This is a genomic window from Arthrobacter sp. Ms25 (assembly GCF_059090365.1).
In genome coordinates this window covers 22,059-39,614 of record NZ_JBNHFP010000005.1, presented here as the reverse complement: position 1 = coordinate 39,614, position 17,556 = coordinate 22,059, and the positions used below count along the sequence as shown (strand labels likewise).

Genomic DNA, 17,556 nt, shown 5'->3' with positions numbered 1-17,556 from the left:
TCAGAGTCCACAAGCTATCCCACGGCGTCGGATAAGCCGTTTGCGGCTCAGTTCAGCTGCAGCAGCATTGTGTCCGAGTTCCCGGACCGGTCAATTTTGCCGAAGCCGGCCCGCTCGTACAGGCGTACGGCCGGATTGTGGTCCTCCACGCTCAGGCTCAGCGCGGCGAAGCCGAGCTTTCGGGCTTCCTCGATTACGGCTGCCATCAATGCGGTACCGACGCCGCTTCCGCGGTGTTCGGGGAGTACTCCCATGGTCAGCTCGGGAATGGAGGGGGACACAAACCCGTAGCCGGGGTCATCCTCGCCCAGGAGACGCGCCCAGACGGCCCCCGCAGGTTCGCCCTGATCGGTTTCAGCAATGAACCCGAAATCTTGCCCGCGCATCCACCCCGACACGTAGTGGCTGATGTCGGGAGAACCAAGGATCTGCTCCTTCGTAAATGTTTGCTCACTCGACCAGTTGAATGCCAGCAGAAGGGCGTCGGTGAGAAACGAAGAGTCTGCTTGAGCGGCGGCGCGTAGGTACATGGTCCCCGAGCCTATGCCCCAACGGGGGACATCCGGCTCCGCTGCAGGCCGCGCGCCGCCGTCGGGCAGGTGACTAGGCTGGGGGGATGGCAACAGTAATCCTCGTGCGGCACGGCCGCACCACAGCTAACGCCTCCGGGCTGCTGGCAGGCCGCACCCCCGGCGTCGAACTCGACCAGGTGGGCCGCGACCAGGCCGCCGCGACCGGCGCCCGGCTCGCCGTCGTACCCCTGGTGGGCGTGGTCTCCAGTCCGCTCGAGCGCTGCCGGCAGACCGCGCAGTTCATCCTGGACCGCCAGACCGGCGCCCCGCACACCCCGGTGGACGACGGCCTCAGCGAGTGCGATTACGGCTCCTGGCAGAACCGCACGCTCGAGGACCTCGCGAAGGAGGACCTGTGGAAGACCGTGCAGTCCCAGCCCTCCGCCGTCACCTTCCCCGGCGGCGAGTCCATGGCCGCGATGCAGGCCCGCTCGGTGGCCGCGATCCGGCGGCACGACGCCGCGTTCGAGGCCGAGCACGGGTCCGGCGCCGTCTGGGCGGCGGTGAGCCACGGGGACATCATCAAGTCCGTCCTCGCCGACGCGCTCGGCATGCACCTGGATATGTTCCAGCGCATCCATGTGGGTCCGGCCTCCGTGTCGATCGTGCACTACGGAGCGGGACGGCCCACCGTCATGGCCACCAACACCGACGCCGGGGACCTGTCCTGGCTGGCAGTGCATGCTCCGTCCGAGGACGCGCAGGTGGGCGGTGGCGCAGGACATACGGCGCCTCCGGCCCAAGGAGCCTAGAGTAGTTCCATGCCTACAACCGTTCATGAGTTCGACTGGCCGGACCGCGTCATCGTCGGCACCGTCGGCGTCCCGGGCCAGCGCACGTTCTATCTGCAGGCCCGGACCGGGAAGCAGATTGTCAGTATCGCCCTGGAGAAGCTGCAGTCCGCCCAGCTTGCCGAGAAGATCGACGAGATCCTCGACCAGCTGATGACCGTCGACGGCAACCCCTTCCACGTTCCCGCGAGCACGCCCATCGAGCTCGTGGACAATGACGACCTCGACGCCGTGGAGGAACAGTTCCGCGCCGGCGTGATGAGCCTGGGCTGGGACCCGACGACGGCGCAGATCGTCATCGAGGCCTACCCCCTCGACGAGGTGGATGAGGACGACGACGGCTTCCTCGAGGATGACGACGACGATGCTGACGACGCCGAAGAGGTGCTGCGGGTGCGGATGCCCGTCGGCACGGCCCGGGCCTTCGCCAAGCGCACCCGGGAAGTGGTCGGCGCAGGCCGTCCGATCTGCGTGATCTGCGGCCAGCCGATCGACGCCGACGGGCACACCTGCACCTTCCCCGAGTCCTGATGCCGGTCCCGGACCTGGGCACCGACGAACTGACGCTCACCGGCCGCCTGACGACGGCGTCGAACGCCACCTTCCTGGGCAGCATCGGCGACGCCGCCGTGGTCTACAAGCCGATCGCCGGCGAGAAACCGCTCTGGGACTTTCCCGACGGGTGCCTGGCCCACCGCGAAGTCGCCGCCTATCTGGTGTCCGAAGCGCTGGGCTGGAACATTGTGCCGCGCACCTGGCTGCGGGACGGACAGTTCGGTGAGGGCATGGTCCAGCTCTGGCAGGAGACCGACCCGGAGCAGGCCGCCGTCGACCTGGTCCCGGAGGAGGACGTGCCGGAGACCGGATGGAAAGAGGTCCTGCAGGGGCAGGACGACGCCGGCCGGATCGTCTCACTGATCCACGAGGACACTGCGGCGATGCGGCGCATGGCCGTGTTCGATGTCCTGGTCAACAACGCCGACCGCAAGGGCGACCACGTCCTGGCTCTGCCCGGCGGACACCGGTACGGCGTGGACCACGGCCTGACCTTCCACCAGGAGCACAAGCTGCGCACCGTGCTGTGGGGCTGGATCGGGGAAGAGCTGAGCGCCGAGGAACTTGCCGGCATCGACCGGGTGCTCGCGGGGCTCGAAGGCGAGCTCGGCTCCCAGCTGGCAAAACTGCTCACCGCCGAGGAAATCGAGGCGTTTGCCGCGCGCTGCACCCGGCTGCGTTCAGCCGGGGTGTTTCCGGCTCCGAGCGGCGGGATGCCGGCGGTTCCCTGGCCGTTGTTCTAGAGACACCTATGCCAAACGAGCTGCCCTTGCCCGTGCCTTGATCGCCAGGATGACGTCGGTTTTAGCGTCGGCGTAATCGTTCATGTCATTCCATTGGCCGCTGAGCAGAGCTCTCTTGGTCGCCTCATAAAGGGTGCGGTCATCCGCGTTGGCCCGCAGGTGGTCGCGCAGCAGGAGGTATTCATCCACGGCGGGGTCACCTCGCTCATACAGGTGCACGTGCACGTCACGCGCCGGTGTGCGCACGAGACGATGTCCCGGTTCGCGCACCCGCAGCTCGTAGCCGGCGGCGATCAGCGGATCGAGGTAGTCCTCTTCGGCGGTGATGTCCTCCACGGCAACCACAATGTCGATGATCGGCTTTGCCGCCAGCCCCGGAACCGACGTCGAGCCGATGTGCTCGATCTCCACGCGGATTGGCGCGAGCGCGGACTCGATCCGACGGCGGTGCGTTCGATAAATCTCCGGCCACCGGTCGTCGTAGCTCTGCAGGCTTACCTCTACCCGCTCGGGTCCGCCGATCAGTTCCAGCGCCGTCACGTCCGGGCGGCGCGGTTTTCGGTTTTTCATTGCGAGACGCGTTCGACGACGTCGGGAACGGCGTCGAGCTGTACCGGCGGAAGCGCCTCGAAGGCCGGTTTGGCGAACCAGTACCCCTGGAACAGGCGGATGCCGGCAGTTTTAAGGGTGAGGAACTCTGCCTCGGTTTCGATGCCTTCGGCCAGCAGGGTGATGCCCAGGTCCTTGGCGATGCCGATGATTCCGGTCAGGACGGCCCGGCGGACCGGGCTGGTGTCGATGCCGCGGATGAGCTGCATGTCGATTTTGATCAGGTCCGGCTGGAAATCGACCAGCAGGCCCAGCCCCGCATGTCCGGCACCGAAATCATCCACGGCGGTGGTGAAGCCGTGCTTACGGTATTCGGTAATGATGTTTGTCAGATGCGCGGTATCGGCAACCTCTTCGTTTTCGGTGAATTCGAACATGATGGACGACGTCGGGAAGTTGTACCGTTTCGCGGCCTGCAGGGTGGCACGCAGGCAGGCGGCCGGTTCGTACACGGCCTTCGGCATGAAGTTGATGGACAGCATCAGCTCCTCGCCGGCCGGAAACAGCCGCGCTGCCAGCTCCACGGCCTTGACCCGGCAGTCCTGGTCGAAGCGGTATCTCTGTTCGGGCGAGACCTTTGAGAGCACCTCGAATGCGCTTTCGCCCGCCACGCCGCGGACCAGTGCCTCATACCCCCAGACGCGGCCGGCGTCGGCGTCGTAAATCGGCTGGAACGCCATGCTGAACTCGAAGTCGAGCCGTGAACCTGTGCTGCAGCCGGCGCATGCCATGCGGTGTCCCCCTGAGGAAGTAAGTTCCCAGCAGTCTACGGGCAGCGGAGCCAGGCAGCCGGTGAGGTGCGCGCCGATTTCGTGGCGGGATGGGTTCCGTGGCGGGATGCGCGGTCTGCGGTTAGGGTGACACCACTGGAATGGACCGCGGCCCCCGCTGAACTCCAGACCCGCTGCGAACCGTACGGAACCACCGGCTAACCGTCTTCACCGCGAACGTCATCCAGGAGGAACGATATGTCCGGTCCGGCATTGGCCAGTTCAACCATGAGATTCGGGATGCGGCTTGGCCTTGCGGCCGTTGTCCTGCTCGCGCTGGGTCCGTTCATCAACGCGAACTTCGGTATCGGTGACAGCGCCCACTTCCTTCAGCTCCCCTGGGAGTCGGCACCCGTTGCCGTGCTGGTGTCGCTGACCCATCTTACGGTGCTGGCGTCCTGCGTGCTGCTCTCGATCGCGCTGATCACGGCTTCCCTGGTGATCCGCCATGCGCTGGCAAGCGACGAAGCCAACGCGCCGGCCTCCGACGCGTACTGATCCGGACCGGGGATCATTTCCGGGGCGTCCCTGGAACTGATTGTGCTGTGTTTTAACCGCGGAAACGGTTTTAACCGCGGAAACGAACTTCAGCCACCTTGAGGCACGGTATGACGTCACGGGGCCGCAACAGTGTGACACGAAAGGCCCCTAGTGACAGACTCGCGGCTAGCCGTTCGCCGAAATGCGGATGCCTTGGCGGCTGTCTCGATGAATACCAGGAGTAAATATGTCACCTACACCGAGCGATAAAACGCTTGAAGAAATTACCAAACTGATTAATTTCGATACGGTCAGCCGGGACAGCAATCTCCCGCTGCTCGGCTACGTGGGTGAACGCCTCAGTGCTCTGGGCATCGAATCCAAGCTCATCCACGATGCGACCGGGCAGAAGGCAAATCTGCTGGCAACCATTCCCGCAGGCGACGGCACGCGGACCGGCGGCATTGTGCTCTCCGGGCACACCGATGTTGTTCCGGTTGACGGACAGGACTGGAGCTCCGATCCGTTCACCCCTGAGATCCGCGACGGCAAGCTTTACGCCCGCGGCGCCTGCGACATGAAATCGTTTATCGGCGTGGTGATGGCCAAACTCGACTCAATGGTCGACGCCGAACTCAGTGAACCCATCCACCTGGCTTTCTCCTACGACGAGGAGGTCGGCTGCATCGGAGCGGTTGACCTGGTAGCGGCTATCACCGCCGACGGCCTGAAGCCGCGCGGCGCCATCGTTGGGGAGCCCACCTCCATGCGTGTGGTGCGAGGGCACAAATCGGTCAACGTCATCAAGGTGGATTTTCACGGGATTGCGGCACATTCCTCACTGACCACTCTGGGCGTCAACGCAATTTCCGCGGCCGCCGACTTTGCGGCATTTGTTGATGCCAAGGCCAGGGAATTCGCCAGCACCGGCGCCGCCGATGAAGCCTACATCGTGCCGTACACCACCACCACGGTGAACCAGATCCAGGGCGGTATAGCGGTAAACACCATTCCGGCGCTGTGCACACTTCACTTTGAATTCCGCTCCGTCGGTGCCGATGACCCGGTAGCGCTCATCGAAAGCTTCCGTGCCGAAGCATTGCGCATTGAAGCGCTCATGAAGGCCCAAAACCCCGAAGCGCGCGTCAAATTCACAGTTCTGGCCCAGACCCCCGGGCTCGATACCCCCGCCGAGGCCTCGATAGTCTCCTTGGCGGCCGAACTCGGTGGCACGCCGAGCCCGGATAAGGCAACCTACGGCACCGAGGCGGGGTTGTTCTTCAACGCGGGCATTCCCACGGTTGTCTGCGGCCCCGGCGACATTGCCCAGGCGCACGCGCCTGATGAATTTATCGCCCTGGAACAGATCGCCGAGTGCGAATCATTCATCGACAACCTCGTGAAAGCCCTCACCGCCTAGCCTGCCACCACTCACTCCCCCCAGGAGCACCTTATGAGCGCACCAGCGACGATAACCCCGAAGCAATTCCAAGACGCCAAGAAGGCGGTGATTAGCAGTTCGATTGGTGCCGCCCTCGAATGGTTCGACATCATCGTCTACGCAACCTTCGCAACCGTCATTGCGAAGAACTTCTACCCGGATTCAGACCCGACGTTCGCCCTGATCCTCACCTTTGCCACTTTTGCAATTTCCTACGTCATCCGCCCGCTGGGCGGCATGGTGCTGGGTAGTTACGCGGACCGCAAGGGACGCAAGAGTGCCCTGTCGCTGACCCTGCTGCTGATGATGGTCGGAACGTTGATCATGGCGCTGGCACCTACCTACGCAATGGTGGGCATGTGGGGCGGGGTCATCATCCTGCTCTCGCGCCTCATCCAGGGATTCTCCGCGGGCGGCGAATTCGGCACGGCAACTGCATTCCTGATTGAGACGGCACCCCATAAGAAAGCGTTCTATGCCTCTTGGCAGGTGGCAAGCCAGGGCGCCGCGATGGTGCTGGCCTCAGGCTTTGGCTTCGCGCTGACTGAGGGACTCTCCGAAGAGGCATTGAACAGCTGGGGCTGGCGTGTGCCGTTTTTCGTCGGCCTGCTCATTGGCCCGGTAGGACTCTACATCCGTGCCAGGCTCTCTGAAACCGAGGAGTTCATCCAAAGTGAGAAGGCATCCTCTCCGGTCAAGACACTCATCGTGAACCACTACGGGCGTCTTCTTGCCGCGTCGGCTTCCGTTGGTGTTGCCACAATTTCCGTTTACATGATCCTCTACATGCCGACGTTTGCCGTGACGAACTTGGAAATCCCGGCAACCGCGGCATTCCTCGGCGGCGTGGTTGCCGGTCTGGTTGCCCTCGTGGGCGTGCCGTTTGTTGGTCATCTGGCGGACCGTGTGGGACCCGCCAAAGTCATGACCTACGCGGCACTCGCTGCGCTGCTCCTTGCCTGGCCGCTGTTCCAGCTCATGGTCACCAACCCGACGGTTCCGACCCTTGTGCTCGTCATCGGCCTGCTTGGCGTCATTATGGCGTTCTACTTCGGACCGCTTCCGGCCCTGCTCTCCTCGATGTTCCCGGCAGCAATCCGAGGAACCGGACTGGCCATCACCTACAACGTGGGCGTGACGCTGCTGGGCGGTATTGCGCCGCTGGTGCTGACCTGGCTGCTGGAGGTCACCGGGTCGCTGAGCGCACCGGGCCTGTACTACATGGCCATTGCCGTGATTTCCCTGGTTGGCCTGTTCTTCGCGCGGACGCGTTACAAGCAGCCGTAAGGACTCGGCGCCAGCAGGCTCCAGTTCCACGAAGGCCCCACTCTCTGTCATTGGGCAGCGGAGTGGGGCCTTTACGACGCAGGCTCCCTCACCCCTCGTGCTGCTGCTGCGCGCTGCCGCCGTCCTCACCGCGGTCAGGGAACAGCCCCGCCAGGAACACCCCGACCAGACGCTGGTAGTAGGTGCTGTCCTGGCTCACCAACGAACGCCGCATCGACGCCGTGGAGGAGCTCGTGGTCCTGGCCCAGGACATCGACATCAGCATGCCGCACCTGGCCATGGCGTTCGCCATCTCGCACCCGGGCATTACGACACTGTCCGACCTTGCGGCCGAGGCCGCGGCACAATCGGGCAAGCCCGTGACCTATACCGACCGTCCGGCTGAGGACTACCGCAAGGTTCTGCAGCAGGCAGGATTGCCCGAACACATCGTCGAACTGGTAGTTGATGCTGATGAGGCAATCTCGAAGGGGACGTTGGAGTACGTCACCAGCGACCTGGGCCCACTTCTGGGCCGCCCCACCACTCCGATGTCCGCCAGCGTTGCGCTGGCCCTGCAGGCCCAGTCCGCCTGCAGGATTCGAACTGCATCGGCGTTGGCGGGTGCGTCTTCAGGTCTCCTCCCGGCCATCTGAGGACGCACTCATCTACAGCAGCAGGTGAAGCCCGCTGTGCGCGACGGCGCTGGCGTCCGTGCGGCGTTCAAGGTGTTCCCTGAAGAGCACCGCTTCCGGGCCCTCGGGGCGGGCCAGCCGGGAACCGGCTGCAATGAAGGCCGTGCCGAGGCGGATCAGGGCACGGGAGGTGAACCCCGCATGCACGGTGAGGGTGGCGGGCGGGTAGCACCCGATGCTGGCAGAACTCATGGCTGCTCCTGGAAATCGGTAAGGGGAAAGGCGTTGAAGTGCAGCTGGACCGGGCGGGCCCCGGCTGCTCCGGGTTCACTCCGGTAGGTCTCGAGTTTCTCGCGCAGGATCGCTTCCATATCCCGGTTGAGTGCCTTGAGGTGGTCCGGCGTGAAGTAGGCGTTGAGCGTGCTGAGCATGGCGGCGTCGGCCCACTCCTCCGGCAGTTCGGACGGGTCACTTGCCGTAAATGCGGCCAATGCCTCGGCGCGTCCCTGGACGAAGTGCCGGTTGACCTGCCGGGACGCCTCCCGGAGGGCAGGGTCTTGTTCCGCTGTGGTGGTACTGAGGATCAGGGAGCCGCGCGGACGTTCCCACCACCGCTCACGCGCGGATCCCCGATCCGCGACTTCGCGGACCAGGCCGTGCCGGGCCAGTTGCCGCAAGTGGTAGCTTGTGGCTCCGCTCGATTCCCCCACCCGTTTGCCCATGCTGCTGGCTGTCTGCGGCCCGTACTGGGCAAGGATGTCGAGCAACTGCACCCGAAGCGGGTGGGCGAGGGCCTTGAGCACGGAACCGTCGAGGACGCGGTCGCCGTCGCGGGCTGGCTGGGGATCGGGCTGCTGGCTCATGCCCTCATCATGACAGTGCAAAGGTTTATTTGCAAACGGTTCTTTGCATACGCCGGTATCCTAATCCCATGCCTTCGACTCACGATCTTCTTTCCATCGGGGAAGTCAGCGCACGCACCGGCCTGAGCGTCGACACCCTCCGGTTCTATGAACGCGAGGGCCTGTTTCCGCCTCCCCAGCGGGATGCTGGCGGCCGTCGGGTTTTCTCGGCCGCCGACCTGGGCTGGATTGGCATCTGTCAGCGGCTGCGTGCCTCGGGAATGCCGCTGCCGGAGATTGCCCGATACGCCGCGATGGTTCGAGCGGGATCCGGCAATGAGGACGAGCGCCTGGAGTTGTTACGGCGCCACGAAGTACGGGTGCAGGAGCAAATGGCCGTCTTACAAGACGCTCTCGATCTCATCTCCACGAAGGTGGCGGCGTATACCGAGGCTGTGTCGTTGGGAACGGCAAATGGATTATTCGTTAATGACGACGCCGACGACGCCTACTTCGCTGCTAAGAACGAGACCTCGACGCATCAACAGACTCCTGGTTCCTGAGATGCCTGGCGGTTGTGTTTGACCTGAAGTCGACTCCAGCTTTTAGGGTTACGGCACTGGCCATCGAGCGGCCCAAGCGTTGCTCGAGAGAAGCCATCGACAAGTGACCGTAAGGAAGAATATGTCTGTCTTTATCGACCCCAATGACACCCGTTATGACGATCGCTCCCGCGCACTGGTGCGGGTCGGCCGCGATGCCATCGCTCAGGAAAACCCGGCCCTCCTGCGGGAGTACTTCAGCGAGGACTTCACGTTCCATGGTCCTGGTGCCGAACTCGACTTCGCAGGACTTGAGGCCAACTTCGCGCGGATGCGTGCGGCATTCAGCGGATTCTACTGCGAGCGCTACGAGATCGTATCGTCAGGTTCCCTCGTCGGATGCCGCACCGAAATGGGCGGTACTTTCGTCGGCCCGTACGAACCGACGCCGTTCGGCACTATCCAGCCGCATGGCGGGAAGTTCACATTAACGCTGATTAACATGTTCCGCTACGACGAGGACGGCAAGCTCGCCGAGGAATGGGCACAGTACGACAACCTCGAGATGATGCGCCAGCTCGGCGTCGAACTCACCGCGGTGGATACGCACAGCGTCTAAGTTGGTGCCCTTGCGCTGCATCGCTGGAGGGGCCAGTCCGCAAGTGCCACCCCTCACGCGGCCGGATACCAGCCGACGAAGCCCTCCCCCGGGGCCCCTGAAATCCGGCCGCGTGCGGCTGCGCTCTGATACTGACCCGCGCACCGGCCTGGCTTAGCTCGCGGCTTCCTTGGTTTGCACTCTCATAGGAGCAGCCCCTCCTCCTAGCGACGGTGAGCTGGTGATGCTTCTCCACTAGACCTACCGACGAAGGGCCGGGGTGCGCTCAAGGTGCACCCGGCCCTTCATTGATAACGCGACAGCGCCACGGGTCTCATGCATTCTCCTGCCACGCTAGATGCAGGCGGACTACGGCGCGAACTCTGACCATGTGACCGGCCGCACCGTGCTGATCGTCGTGTGCATCAGCTCCTTCTGACCGGCTCCTGCTAGCCCAGTAGCTGCAGACGGCGGCTGGGATTCTTACGCTCGTTACGTGCCCGCAATGAGACCCTGCCCGAAGCGTTCACGTCAGAGCAGCTGCCGCGCGTTCGCCTTGGCCAGGTCGATGAGCTCACGGCCGTTGCCGGCAATCACCGTACGCAGCGCGTAGACCGCAAAGCCGGTGGCCTGCTTGGCGTCGATCTTCGGCGGGATGGAAAGTTCCTGCCGCTCCACCGCGACGGAGACAAGCGCGGGGCCGTCGTACGCGAACGCCCGGCGCAGGGCGCCCTCGAGGTCCTCCGGGCGGGTCACACTCTCACCGTGCATGCCCACCGCCTGCGCCACCTTGCCGAAGTCCGGGTTCTGCAGCCCGGTGCCGAAGTTGACGATGCCCGCCGCCTTCATCTCCACCTCCACGAAACTGAGCGCGGCGTTGTCGAACACCACGATCTTGATCGGCAGACGATGCTGCACCGCGGTCAGCAGCTCGCCGAGCATCATGGCCAGGCCGCCGTCGCCGGCGAGGACCACAACCTGCCGCTTCCGGTCCACCGCCTGCACGCCGAGGCCGAGCGGGGTGGCCGCGGCCATGGTGCCGTGCCAGAAGGAGCCGATCAGCCGCCGTCGTGCGCCGATGTGCAGGTGCCGGCAGGCCCAGATGACCGGGGTGCCGACGTCGGGCAGGAAGACCGCGTCGTCGTCGGCGAGTTCGTCGATCAGGTGGGCCAGATGCTGCGGATGGATGGCGCCCGGGCCCTGCTTCTCCAGGTCGTCGAGCTGCCGCCGGGTGCGGCGGTAGTGGTCCAGCGACTTCTCCAGGTGGGTGCGGTTGGACTTGCGCTCGAGCAGCGGCAGCAGCGCCTCGGCCGTTTCGCGCACCCCGCCGACCAGGCCCTGGGTGAGCGGCACGCGGCGTCCGAGCTGCTCGCCGCGGATGTCGACCTGCAGGATCTTCGCGTGCTTCGGATAGAACTGCTGGTACGGGAAGTCAGTGCCGAGCATCAGCAGCGCGTCGCAGTTCTCCATCGCCCGGTAGCCGGACGCGAAGCCCAGGAGCCCGGTCATGCCGACGTCGAACGGGTTGTCGTGTTCGATGAATTCCTTGCCGCGCAGGGCATGCACAATCGGCGCACCCAGTGCGTCGGCGAGGGCGAGGACCTCCTCGCGTGCCCCCTCGACGCCGGCGCCCGCCAGGATGGTGACCTTCTCGCAGGAGTTCAGCGTGGCGGCCGCTTCCTGCAGCTCCGCCGGGGAGGGCACGGTGACCGGGTCCGTGCGGCGGACCGTGAAGACGCGCTCGTCCTTGGCGTCTTCCAGCGCGGTGTCGCCTGCCATCACCAGCACGGCGACACCCCGCTTCTCGATGGCCGTGCGCATGGCGATTTCCAGCAGCCGCGGCATCTGGTCAGCGCTCAGGACCATTTCGCAGAAGACCGTGCAGTCGCGGAACAGCTCGGTGGGTCGGGTCTCCTGGAAGTACTGGCTGCCGATCTCGCCGCTCGGGATGTGCGATGCGATCGCGAGTACGGGGACCCGGCTCCGGTGCGCGTCGTAGAGCCCGTTGATGAGGTGCATGTTGCCGGGGCCGCAGCTGCCCGCACACACTGCGAGCTCGCCCGTCAACGCCGCCTCGCCGGCCGCGGCGAAGGCAGCCTCCTCCTCGTGCCGGGTCAGCATCCACTCGATGCCCTTCTCCCGGCGGATCGCCTCGGTCACCGCGTTCAGGGAGTCGCCGGGAACACCCCAGATCCGCTGGATCCCGTTCGCGGCGAGATTGTGGACGACGGTCTCAGCGATCGTGGGCATGCTGCTCCTCTGTTGGGGCGTTCAGACGGCTCCATCAGTCTATGCACCGGGGATCGGGCTGGGCCAGAGGTGGGGAAACCGGCGGCCTGCAGCCGCGCATTCCGCGTTCCCGGCTGGCTTTGGCAACCCATGCGTTCACTGCGCCCGACGGCGATGCTACGGTCAAATCCGACCGCCCCGAAGACAATGCCTAGGAGCCCAATGGTGGCAAGGGCAGGGAAAACCGCCGCACCACTGGCTTCTCTCGCCGCGCTCGGCGTCGTTTTCGGCGACATCGGCACGAGCCCGCTCTACGCGCTGAGCACGTCATTCGGACTCGCCCACGATGAGGTGGACAGGGTGGTTGTCTACGGTACGACGTCGATGGTGATCTGGTCGATCACGCTCGTCGTCACCGTGCTGTATGTGGGTATCCTGCTGCGCTTCGATAACGAGGGGGAAGGCGGATTGCTGGCGTTGCTCGCGCTCCTGCGGCGGGCAAGGCCGTCGGTCCGTCTGGGGTCAGCCGCCACGGTCCTTGCGGTCATCGGCGCAGCAATGTTCCTCGGTGACAGCCTGATCACGCCGGCCATCTCGGTTTTGTCGGCGGTCGAGGGGCTCGAGACGGTGGCACCGGGACTCACCGCCCTCGTCGTCCCGATAACTGTCGCCGTGCTTTTCGGCCTCTTCCTCGCGCAACGCTTCGGCACGGCCCGCATCGGCGGCATCTTCGGACCGGTGATGCTGCTCTGGTTCGTGGCTGCCGCCGTCTTCGGGCTCATCTCCCTGGCGCAGACACCCGGCGTGATCCTCTCACTTTCTCCGCACTGGATCGTGCTGCTGGTGATTGCCGACCCGCGGGCCGCGTTCCTCACCCTCGGCGGGGTGGTGCTCGCGGTCACGGGCTCCGAAGCACTGTTCGCGGATATGGGACACTTCGGACGACGCTCCATTACCCTGGCCTGGCTCGCCGTCGTGTTCCCGAGCCTGATCATTACGTACCTCGGCCAGGCGGCGTCGGTTCTGCGGAATCCCGCCGACGCAAGCGGCGCATTTTTCGCCACCGTCCCTGGCTGGGCTGCCATTCCCGCGGTGGTCCTCGCCACCGCGGCTACGGTTATCGCGTCCCAGGCCGTGATCTCGGGAGCCTTCAGCATGGTCCAGCAGGCTTCGCAGCTGGATCTGCTGCCGCGGTTCAGGGTCATCCACACCTCGGCTTCTGAGCGCGGCCAGATTTACCTCCCGGGGGTGAACCTGCTCCTGGCGGTGGCCGTCACGACCCTGGTGATCACCTTCCGGAGCTCAGAGAAACTCGCATCGGCCTACGGGATCGCCGTCACCCTCACCATGAGCATGACCATCACCCTGCTCCTGCTGTTGCTGCACCTGCGCGGCCGGCTCCTCAGCGTGCCGGGGCTGACCGTGGCGGCGATGCTCATCCTCATGCCGGGGCTGTTCATCGCCAACCTGGTCAAGGTTTCGAGCGGAGGGTGGATACCGCTGGGCGTGGCTGCGGCCCTGGTAGCGGTCATGATCACCTGGCGGCGCGCGGACAGCGAGGTTACCGCGGCCCGGCGGCAAGCTGAACCGGAGATCGCCGACATTCTGGACCGGCTCGACGCCGCGCCGCGGGTTCCCGGGACGTCCGTATACCTCACGGCACATCCCGGCTCCGTGCCTGCCTCCCTCACCACCATGCTCGACCGCTACAGAATTCTCTCCGACCGCGTGATCCTGATGTCAGTCCGGATCGCCGGCACGCCGTACGGTCGCACCACGGAGATCCATAGGCTCACGGACGGGGTAACGGCTGTCGACGTGGAGTTCGGTTACCGGGAGCCGCTGCGGGTTTTCGATGCGCTTCTTTCAGCCGCGGACCGGCCCGGCAGCACCTTCACTGCGTCTCAGGTGGCGGAGGCCACCTTCGTGCTCTCCACCGAAGCCGCCGTGCCGAGCCGCGAATCTGCGCTGCCCTATTGGCAGCAGCGACTCTATGTCGCTCTCCGGCGCAGGCAGCAGCCCTGGTCTGCGCATGCACAGCTGCCACCCAGCCAGACGGTGATCATCGGGCGGGAGGTTTCGCTTTGATGCGTCCCTGCCAGTTCCTGCCCTGCAGACTGGACGATCGGAATGTTGTCGGCCCTGAGGACCATCTCGCAGAAGACCGTGCAGTCGCGGAACAGTTCGGTGGGGCGGGTCTCCTGGAAGTACTGGCTGCCGATCTCGTCGCTCGGGACGTGCGAGGCGATGGCGAGCACGGGCACCCGGCTGCGGTGCGCGTCGTTGAGCCCATTGATCAGGTGCATGTTGCCCGGCCCGCAGCTGCCTGCGCACACCGCGAGCTCGCCCGTCAGCGCCGCCTCCCCCGCAGCAGCGAATGCGGCCTCCTCCTCATGCCGGGTGAGCATCCACTCGATGCCCTTCTCCCGGCGGATCGCCTCGGTCACCGCATTCAGGGAGTCGCCGGGAACTCCCCAGATCCGCTGGATCCCATTGGCGGCGAGGTTGTGGACGACGGTCTCGGCGATTGTGGGCATGCTGCTCCTCTGTTCGGCGCATTCAGACGGCGAGGCCAGTCTAGGCGTCGGCGTCGGGTGGGGACAGGGGTGCGGGCGGGCGCGTGGGTGACTCCGACGACGGCGCAGCTCCTAAGCGAGGCCTGCCCCTCAAGGACGTCGATGAGGAAGACTCCGAGTCCAGCAAGGTCCTGCTTTTCTTAGGTATGGATGACATACGAGCGAGGGTCTCTTATGCATAAAATTATTGGCCCAACCAATAAAGCTAGAGACCCCCGCCTAGTTACAACGTTACTAATTAGAATTAGACCGGGTGCACCGCGTGCAAAAAATCAAGAATTTCTTGGCCGAAGGAACGAACCTCGGACGGGTCTGCCTTCATACGATTATGCGCACCATCAGTATCATGATGGAAGGAAGACGCATATTCGTTGATACGTTGCAGGGCAGGAACGTGGACACCCATGGCGCTAACTGGGCTTCCAGCCGCGGCTGTAGCAATTGCGTTCAAGGCGACACCTAATGTCGAAGCAACCGGTAGAATACCTGGGTACTTACGGTGCAAGAACCCTTCAAGCAATGGCCTCAACGCCTCCGCGGCCCTTTCGTGATCGTTGTTTTTACCAGCCACGAAAGCACTAACGGTTCGGTAATTACGGTAGTAGCCTGTCTCGCATAGTTCCGAAAAATCAACAGAATCGAAGTCAGAATAGAGGCGCTCGACTGACTTGATCTGTATCGCCTTCGGAGATGGGTCAGTGCTATTTTTCGGCGGCTTCAGCATTTCCTCAACCGATTCAAGGAAGTACTCGTCGTGCGCGAGCAAGACGATTTGGCTACAACTCTTGGAAATTTCCTGAATCATCTGGCCGGTCGATGTCCTACGTCCACTATCCAGGCTACTGACTGGGTCATCGATAACAACAACTTTTTGCCCAAGGTTACTATCAGACTGAATTGAAGCAGCAAAGAATGCGAAGGCCAGAGTCCGCTTGTCACCGTCGCTCAATGCCGTTGCGAAGGATGGTTGACCGCCGGTGAGCGGTACATTCTTGCCGCGAAGCACAAGCCCATAATCTGTTCGGGCGGTACCGCCTAGATAATTGGTACTTATTTGATCGATCGCAAACTTAGCCCCCAAGCGCTTGAGGTTCTCATTGATTTTAGTGCGATATTGATCTAGGGTCGCTTTCATAACTTTGGTGAGTTCAGCTCGTGCTGCGTTCTTTTCGCTCTCAGCCCTGGCTAGTGCACTTTCTGCACTCGCTAGTTCTTCGAAGAGGGCGATCACTGGTGCTGAATGGCGAGACTGTGACAACTCCAGATCCGCTATGCGAGTGTGTAAACGTCCGACATCCTCACCCTGCAAATCGGTCTTAAAGCTTTCAATTAGCAACTCGTAGGCACCGACAATTAAGTTTTGGTCACTATATATGCCCTGAAATTGCTCCCATAGTTCATCAGCCTCGGAGCGGCTATCAATAGTACCGATTTTTTCGGTTGGAGCGATGCTTTTCTTCGCCAAAAGTTCGCGCAACAGTTCTCTGAGATTCGCGAGTGTTGAAGCTGCCAGCTCGTCCATTCTGGCATCTAGGTGTTGAACACCGTCGACATAACCAGCCCAGAATGAGAGGCGTCCGTTTACAATCTCCCGGTGTTGTTCCAAAGACTCCAAAAGCGAGCCTGATAACGCTGTTTCTACTAAGCGGTTGGCATCGGATACATCATTTCTCAATCGAACATATGCCTCATTGAAGTGGCTCTGATACATCTTTATGAGGTCAACGCCAATCGTTGATTGACCACAGTAAGGACAGGTCTCTTCATCACCATAATTTTGGCCCTGACTAAGCCAACTCTGTGGATCCTCACCCCCCAAGCGATGGGAGTGCTCAGCAACACGTGATTCCGCTTCAGCGTGAATATCGTCTAGTGTGCGATTCAGGACTTCGAAAATATTGTCTAGGGTGAATACAGGCAGAACAAACTTTGCCGGAAGAGCATTAGCCATCAGACTTGCTGTGCGTTCAGCATTGTCACGCCTACGTTCAAGAGCAACAATCTGCTGTTTACTATCAGGATGTTTGGGAAGTGCTCGGAATACCGGAACACTCTTCGGGTGAGCATGGGTGGTTAGAGTTTTAGTGACAGCGTTTATTTGAGCAGTGGCAGTCTTGCGGTCCGTAATTGCTTTGTCCTCACGGACCCTTGCAGCAACCGCCTGATTTCCTACGGCGAAGTCGAGTAGATTCTTTCTGTGCTCTGACGTGATGTCATTTCCAGAATAAACATTATCGTTAACGAACGCCGAATCGAAGATCTTGATTTCTGGACGTTTCGAAGACCATTTGTTTTTCTGATACGACACTGTTTTGTCGCTAAACTCGACGACAACAGTGGGCTCTATTGTTCCGTCGATTGTTCTGCGTTCTTCGATGATGGCAGAATCCCCCGTCGCGAGCGAGCGAAAAATGGAGGTTAAGGTCGATTTCCCTAGCCCGTTCTTCGCATAGATGAGGGTTGCCGGTTCGAATGTAAAGTTTTGGATGTTCTTGGCATCGTGGTAGAGACCGATACCGCGCAAGCTTTTGATACATTCAATCATTGATGCCCCCAATTTACCCTGCATATAGTCGTACGAGCGAGTATAGGCGGCTGAAGATCGGCTGCTGGGATTTCGGTCGTAGACGCGACGGGACACGTTGCGGCGCTGAAAGGGTTATGGGATATGACGTTTGGCCCCACCATAGCTTCGTAGGGACAGGGCGACTCACACCGCACCCACGCCTTTCAGATAACACTGGAACTTGAAACAAGCTAGCTGTCAGTTGTTCAAGGCTGCTCCCGAAACCACCGGAGCGTCCAGGCGTTGTCTCCAACCGCAGGCAGCTTTCGTCTCCCGTCTAGTAACCCCCCACCCTCCCACCCGGCTAAAATCGAGGAGGCCCGTTTTTCCCCACCGCACGG

The 17,556-nt window shown here is 62.7% G+C and carries 17 protein-coding genes and 1 pseudogene; 10 read left to right on the top strand and 8 right to left on the bottom strand.

Going from position 1 to position 17,556, the window contains the following annotated elements; all coding sequences use genetic code 11:
- Positions 1 to 47: 47 nt before the first annotated feature.
- Positions 48 to 530, bottom strand: a complete 483-nt coding sequence (locus AC5RT8_RS14710) for a GNAT family N-acetyltransferase (RefSeq protein ID WP_494096459.1) — start codon at positions 528 to 530, stop codon at positions 48 to 50.
- Positions 531 to 616: 86 nt separating this feature from the next.
- On the opposite strand from AC5RT8_RS14710, the gene AC5RT8_RS14705 reads away from it, so the two are divergent.
- The 3 genes from AC5RT8_RS14705 to AC5RT8_RS14695 are packed head-to-tail and all read left to right on the top strand — an operon-like array spanning position 617 to position 2,661.
- Positions 617 to 1,324, top strand: a complete 708-nt coding sequence (locus AC5RT8_RS14705) for a histidine phosphatase family protein (protein WP_494096458.1) — start codon at positions 617 to 619, stop codon at positions 1,322 to 1,324.
- 9 nt (positions 1,325 to 1,333) lie between these two features.
- Positions 1,334 to 1,894, top strand: a complete 561-nt coding sequence (locus AC5RT8_RS14700) for a DUF3090 domain-containing protein (RefSeq protein WP_494096457.1) — start codon at positions 1,334 to 1,336, stop codon at positions 1,892 to 1,894.
- A complete protein-coding gene (locus AC5RT8_RS14695; RefSeq protein WP_494096456.1) occupies positions 1,894 to 2,661 on the top strand; it encodes an SCO1664 family protein in 768 nt (255 codons plus the stop codon). The genes AC5RT8_RS14700 and AC5RT8_RS14695 overlap by 1 nt, the downstream gene beginning before the upstream one ends.
- Before the next feature lie 6 nt (positions 2,662 to 2,667).
- Here the strand turns inward: AC5RT8_RS14695 and AC5RT8_RS14690 are convergent, their stop codons facing one another.
- Together AC5RT8_RS14690 and AC5RT8_RS14685 are read right to left on the bottom strand one after the other, a co-directional pair.
- Positions 2,668 to 3,231: a GrpB family protein gene (locus AC5RT8_RS14690; protein WP_494096455.1), complete on the bottom strand. Its 564-nt coding sequence runs from the start codon at positions 3,229 to 3,231 to the stop codon at positions 2,668 to 2,670.
- Positions 3,228 to 4,001 carry an EAL domain-containing protein gene (locus tag AC5RT8_RS14685; RefSeq protein WP_494096454.1) on the bottom strand — a complete coding sequence of 258 codons (774 nt, stop codon included), beginning with the start codon at positions 3,999 to 4,001 and terminating at the stop codon, positions 3,228 to 3,230. Before AC5RT8_RS14685 ends, AC5RT8_RS14690 begins: the two co-directional genes overlap by 4 nt.
- 237 nt (positions 4,002 to 4,238) lie before the next feature.
- Between AC5RT8_RS14685 and AC5RT8_RS14680 the strand changes: the two genes are divergently transcribed.
- From AC5RT8_RS14680 to AC5RT8_RS14665, 4 genes are all read left to right on the top strand, one after another.
- Positions 4,239 to 4,538 (top strand): hypothetical protein, encoded by a 300-nt coding sequence (locus AC5RT8_RS14680; RefSeq protein ID WP_494096453.1) that lies wholly within the window; start codon positions 4,239 to 4,241, stop codon positions 4,536 to 4,538.
- Positions 4,539 to 4,767: 229 nt separating this feature from the next.
- Positions 4,768 to 5,940, top strand: coding sequence for an acetylornithine deacetylase (gene argE, locus AC5RT8_RS14675; RefSeq protein ID WP_494096452.1), 1,173 nt, complete (start codon positions 4,768 to 4,770; stop codon positions 5,938 to 5,940).
- Between the two features lie 33 nt (positions 5,941 to 5,973).
- A complete protein-coding gene (locus AC5RT8_RS14670; RefSeq protein ID WP_494096451.1) occupies positions 5,974 to 7,248 on the top strand; it encodes an MFS transporter in 1,275 nt (424 codons plus the stop codon).
- A gap of 182 nt (positions 7,249 to 7,430) precedes the next feature.
- Positions 7,431 to 7,883 (top strand): hypothetical protein, encoded by a 453-nt coding sequence (locus tag AC5RT8_RS14665; protein ID WP_494096450.1) that lies wholly within the window; start codon positions 7,431 to 7,433, stop codon positions 7,881 to 7,883.
- A gap of 12 nt (positions 7,884 to 7,895) precedes the next feature.
- Here AC5RT8_RS14665 and AC5RT8_RS14660 read toward each other — a convergent pair whose 3' ends face one another.
- Both AC5RT8_RS14660 and AC5RT8_RS14655 read right to left on the bottom strand, forming a co-directional pair.
- Complete coding sequence (locus tag AC5RT8_RS14660) at positions 7,896 to 8,114, bottom strand: hypothetical protein (RefSeq protein WP_494096449.1); 219 nt, start codon at positions 8,112 to 8,114, stop codon at positions 7,896 to 7,898.
- Entirely contained in the window at positions 8,111 to 8,725 is a 615-nt protein-coding gene (locus AC5RT8_RS14655) for an ArsR/SmtB family transcription factor (protein ID WP_494096448.1), read from the bottom strand. Before AC5RT8_RS14655 ends, AC5RT8_RS14660 begins: the two co-directional genes overlap by 4 nt.
- Before the next feature lie 68 nt (positions 8,726 to 8,793).
- On the opposite strand from AC5RT8_RS14655, the gene AC5RT8_RS14650 reads away from it, so the two are divergent.
- Entirely contained in the window at positions 8,794 to 9,267 is a 474-nt protein-coding gene (locus AC5RT8_RS14650) for a MerR family transcriptional regulator (protein WP_494096447.1), read from the top strand.
- A gap of 121 nt (positions 9,268 to 9,388) precedes the next feature.
- On the top strand, positions 9,389 to 9,865 hold the full coding sequence (locus AC5RT8_RS14645; protein WP_494096446.1) for an ester cyclase: 477 nt from the start codon (positions 9,389 to 9,391) through the stop codon (positions 9,863 to 9,865).
- Between the two features lie 510 nt (positions 9,866 to 10,375).
- Here AC5RT8_RS14645 and poxB read toward each other — a convergent pair.
- Positions 10,376 to 12,094, bottom strand: a complete 1,719-nt coding sequence (poxB, locus tag AC5RT8_RS14640; protein ID WP_494096445.1) for a ubiquinone-dependent pyruvate dehydrogenase — start codon at positions 12,092 to 12,094, stop codon at positions 10,376 to 10,378.
- A gap of 201 nt (positions 12,095 to 12,295) precedes the next feature.
- Here poxB and AC5RT8_RS14635 point away from each other — a divergent pair, with 201 nt between their 5' ends.
- On the top strand, positions 12,296 to 14,161 hold the full coding sequence (locus AC5RT8_RS14635; RefSeq protein ID WP_494096444.1) for a KUP/HAK/KT family potassium transporter: 1,866 nt from the start codon (positions 12,296 to 12,298) through the stop codon (positions 14,159 to 14,161).
- 38 nt (positions 14,162 to 14,199) lie between these two features.
- Here AC5RT8_RS14635 and AC5RT8_RS14630 read toward each other — a convergent pair.
- Both AC5RT8_RS14630 and AC5RT8_RS14625 read right to left on the bottom strand, forming a co-directional pair.
- Positions 14,200 to 14,610, bottom strand: a pseudogene (locus AC5RT8_RS14630) (thiamine pyrophosphate-binding protein); the annotation flags it as partial.
- A gap of 283 nt (positions 14,611 to 14,893) precedes the next feature.
- Positions 14,894 to 17,194, bottom strand: a complete 2,301-nt coding sequence (locus AC5RT8_RS14625; protein WP_494096443.1) for an AAA family ATPase — start codon at positions 17,192 to 17,194, stop codon at positions 14,894 to 14,896.
- Positions 17,195 to 17,556 lie beyond the last annotated feature (362 nt).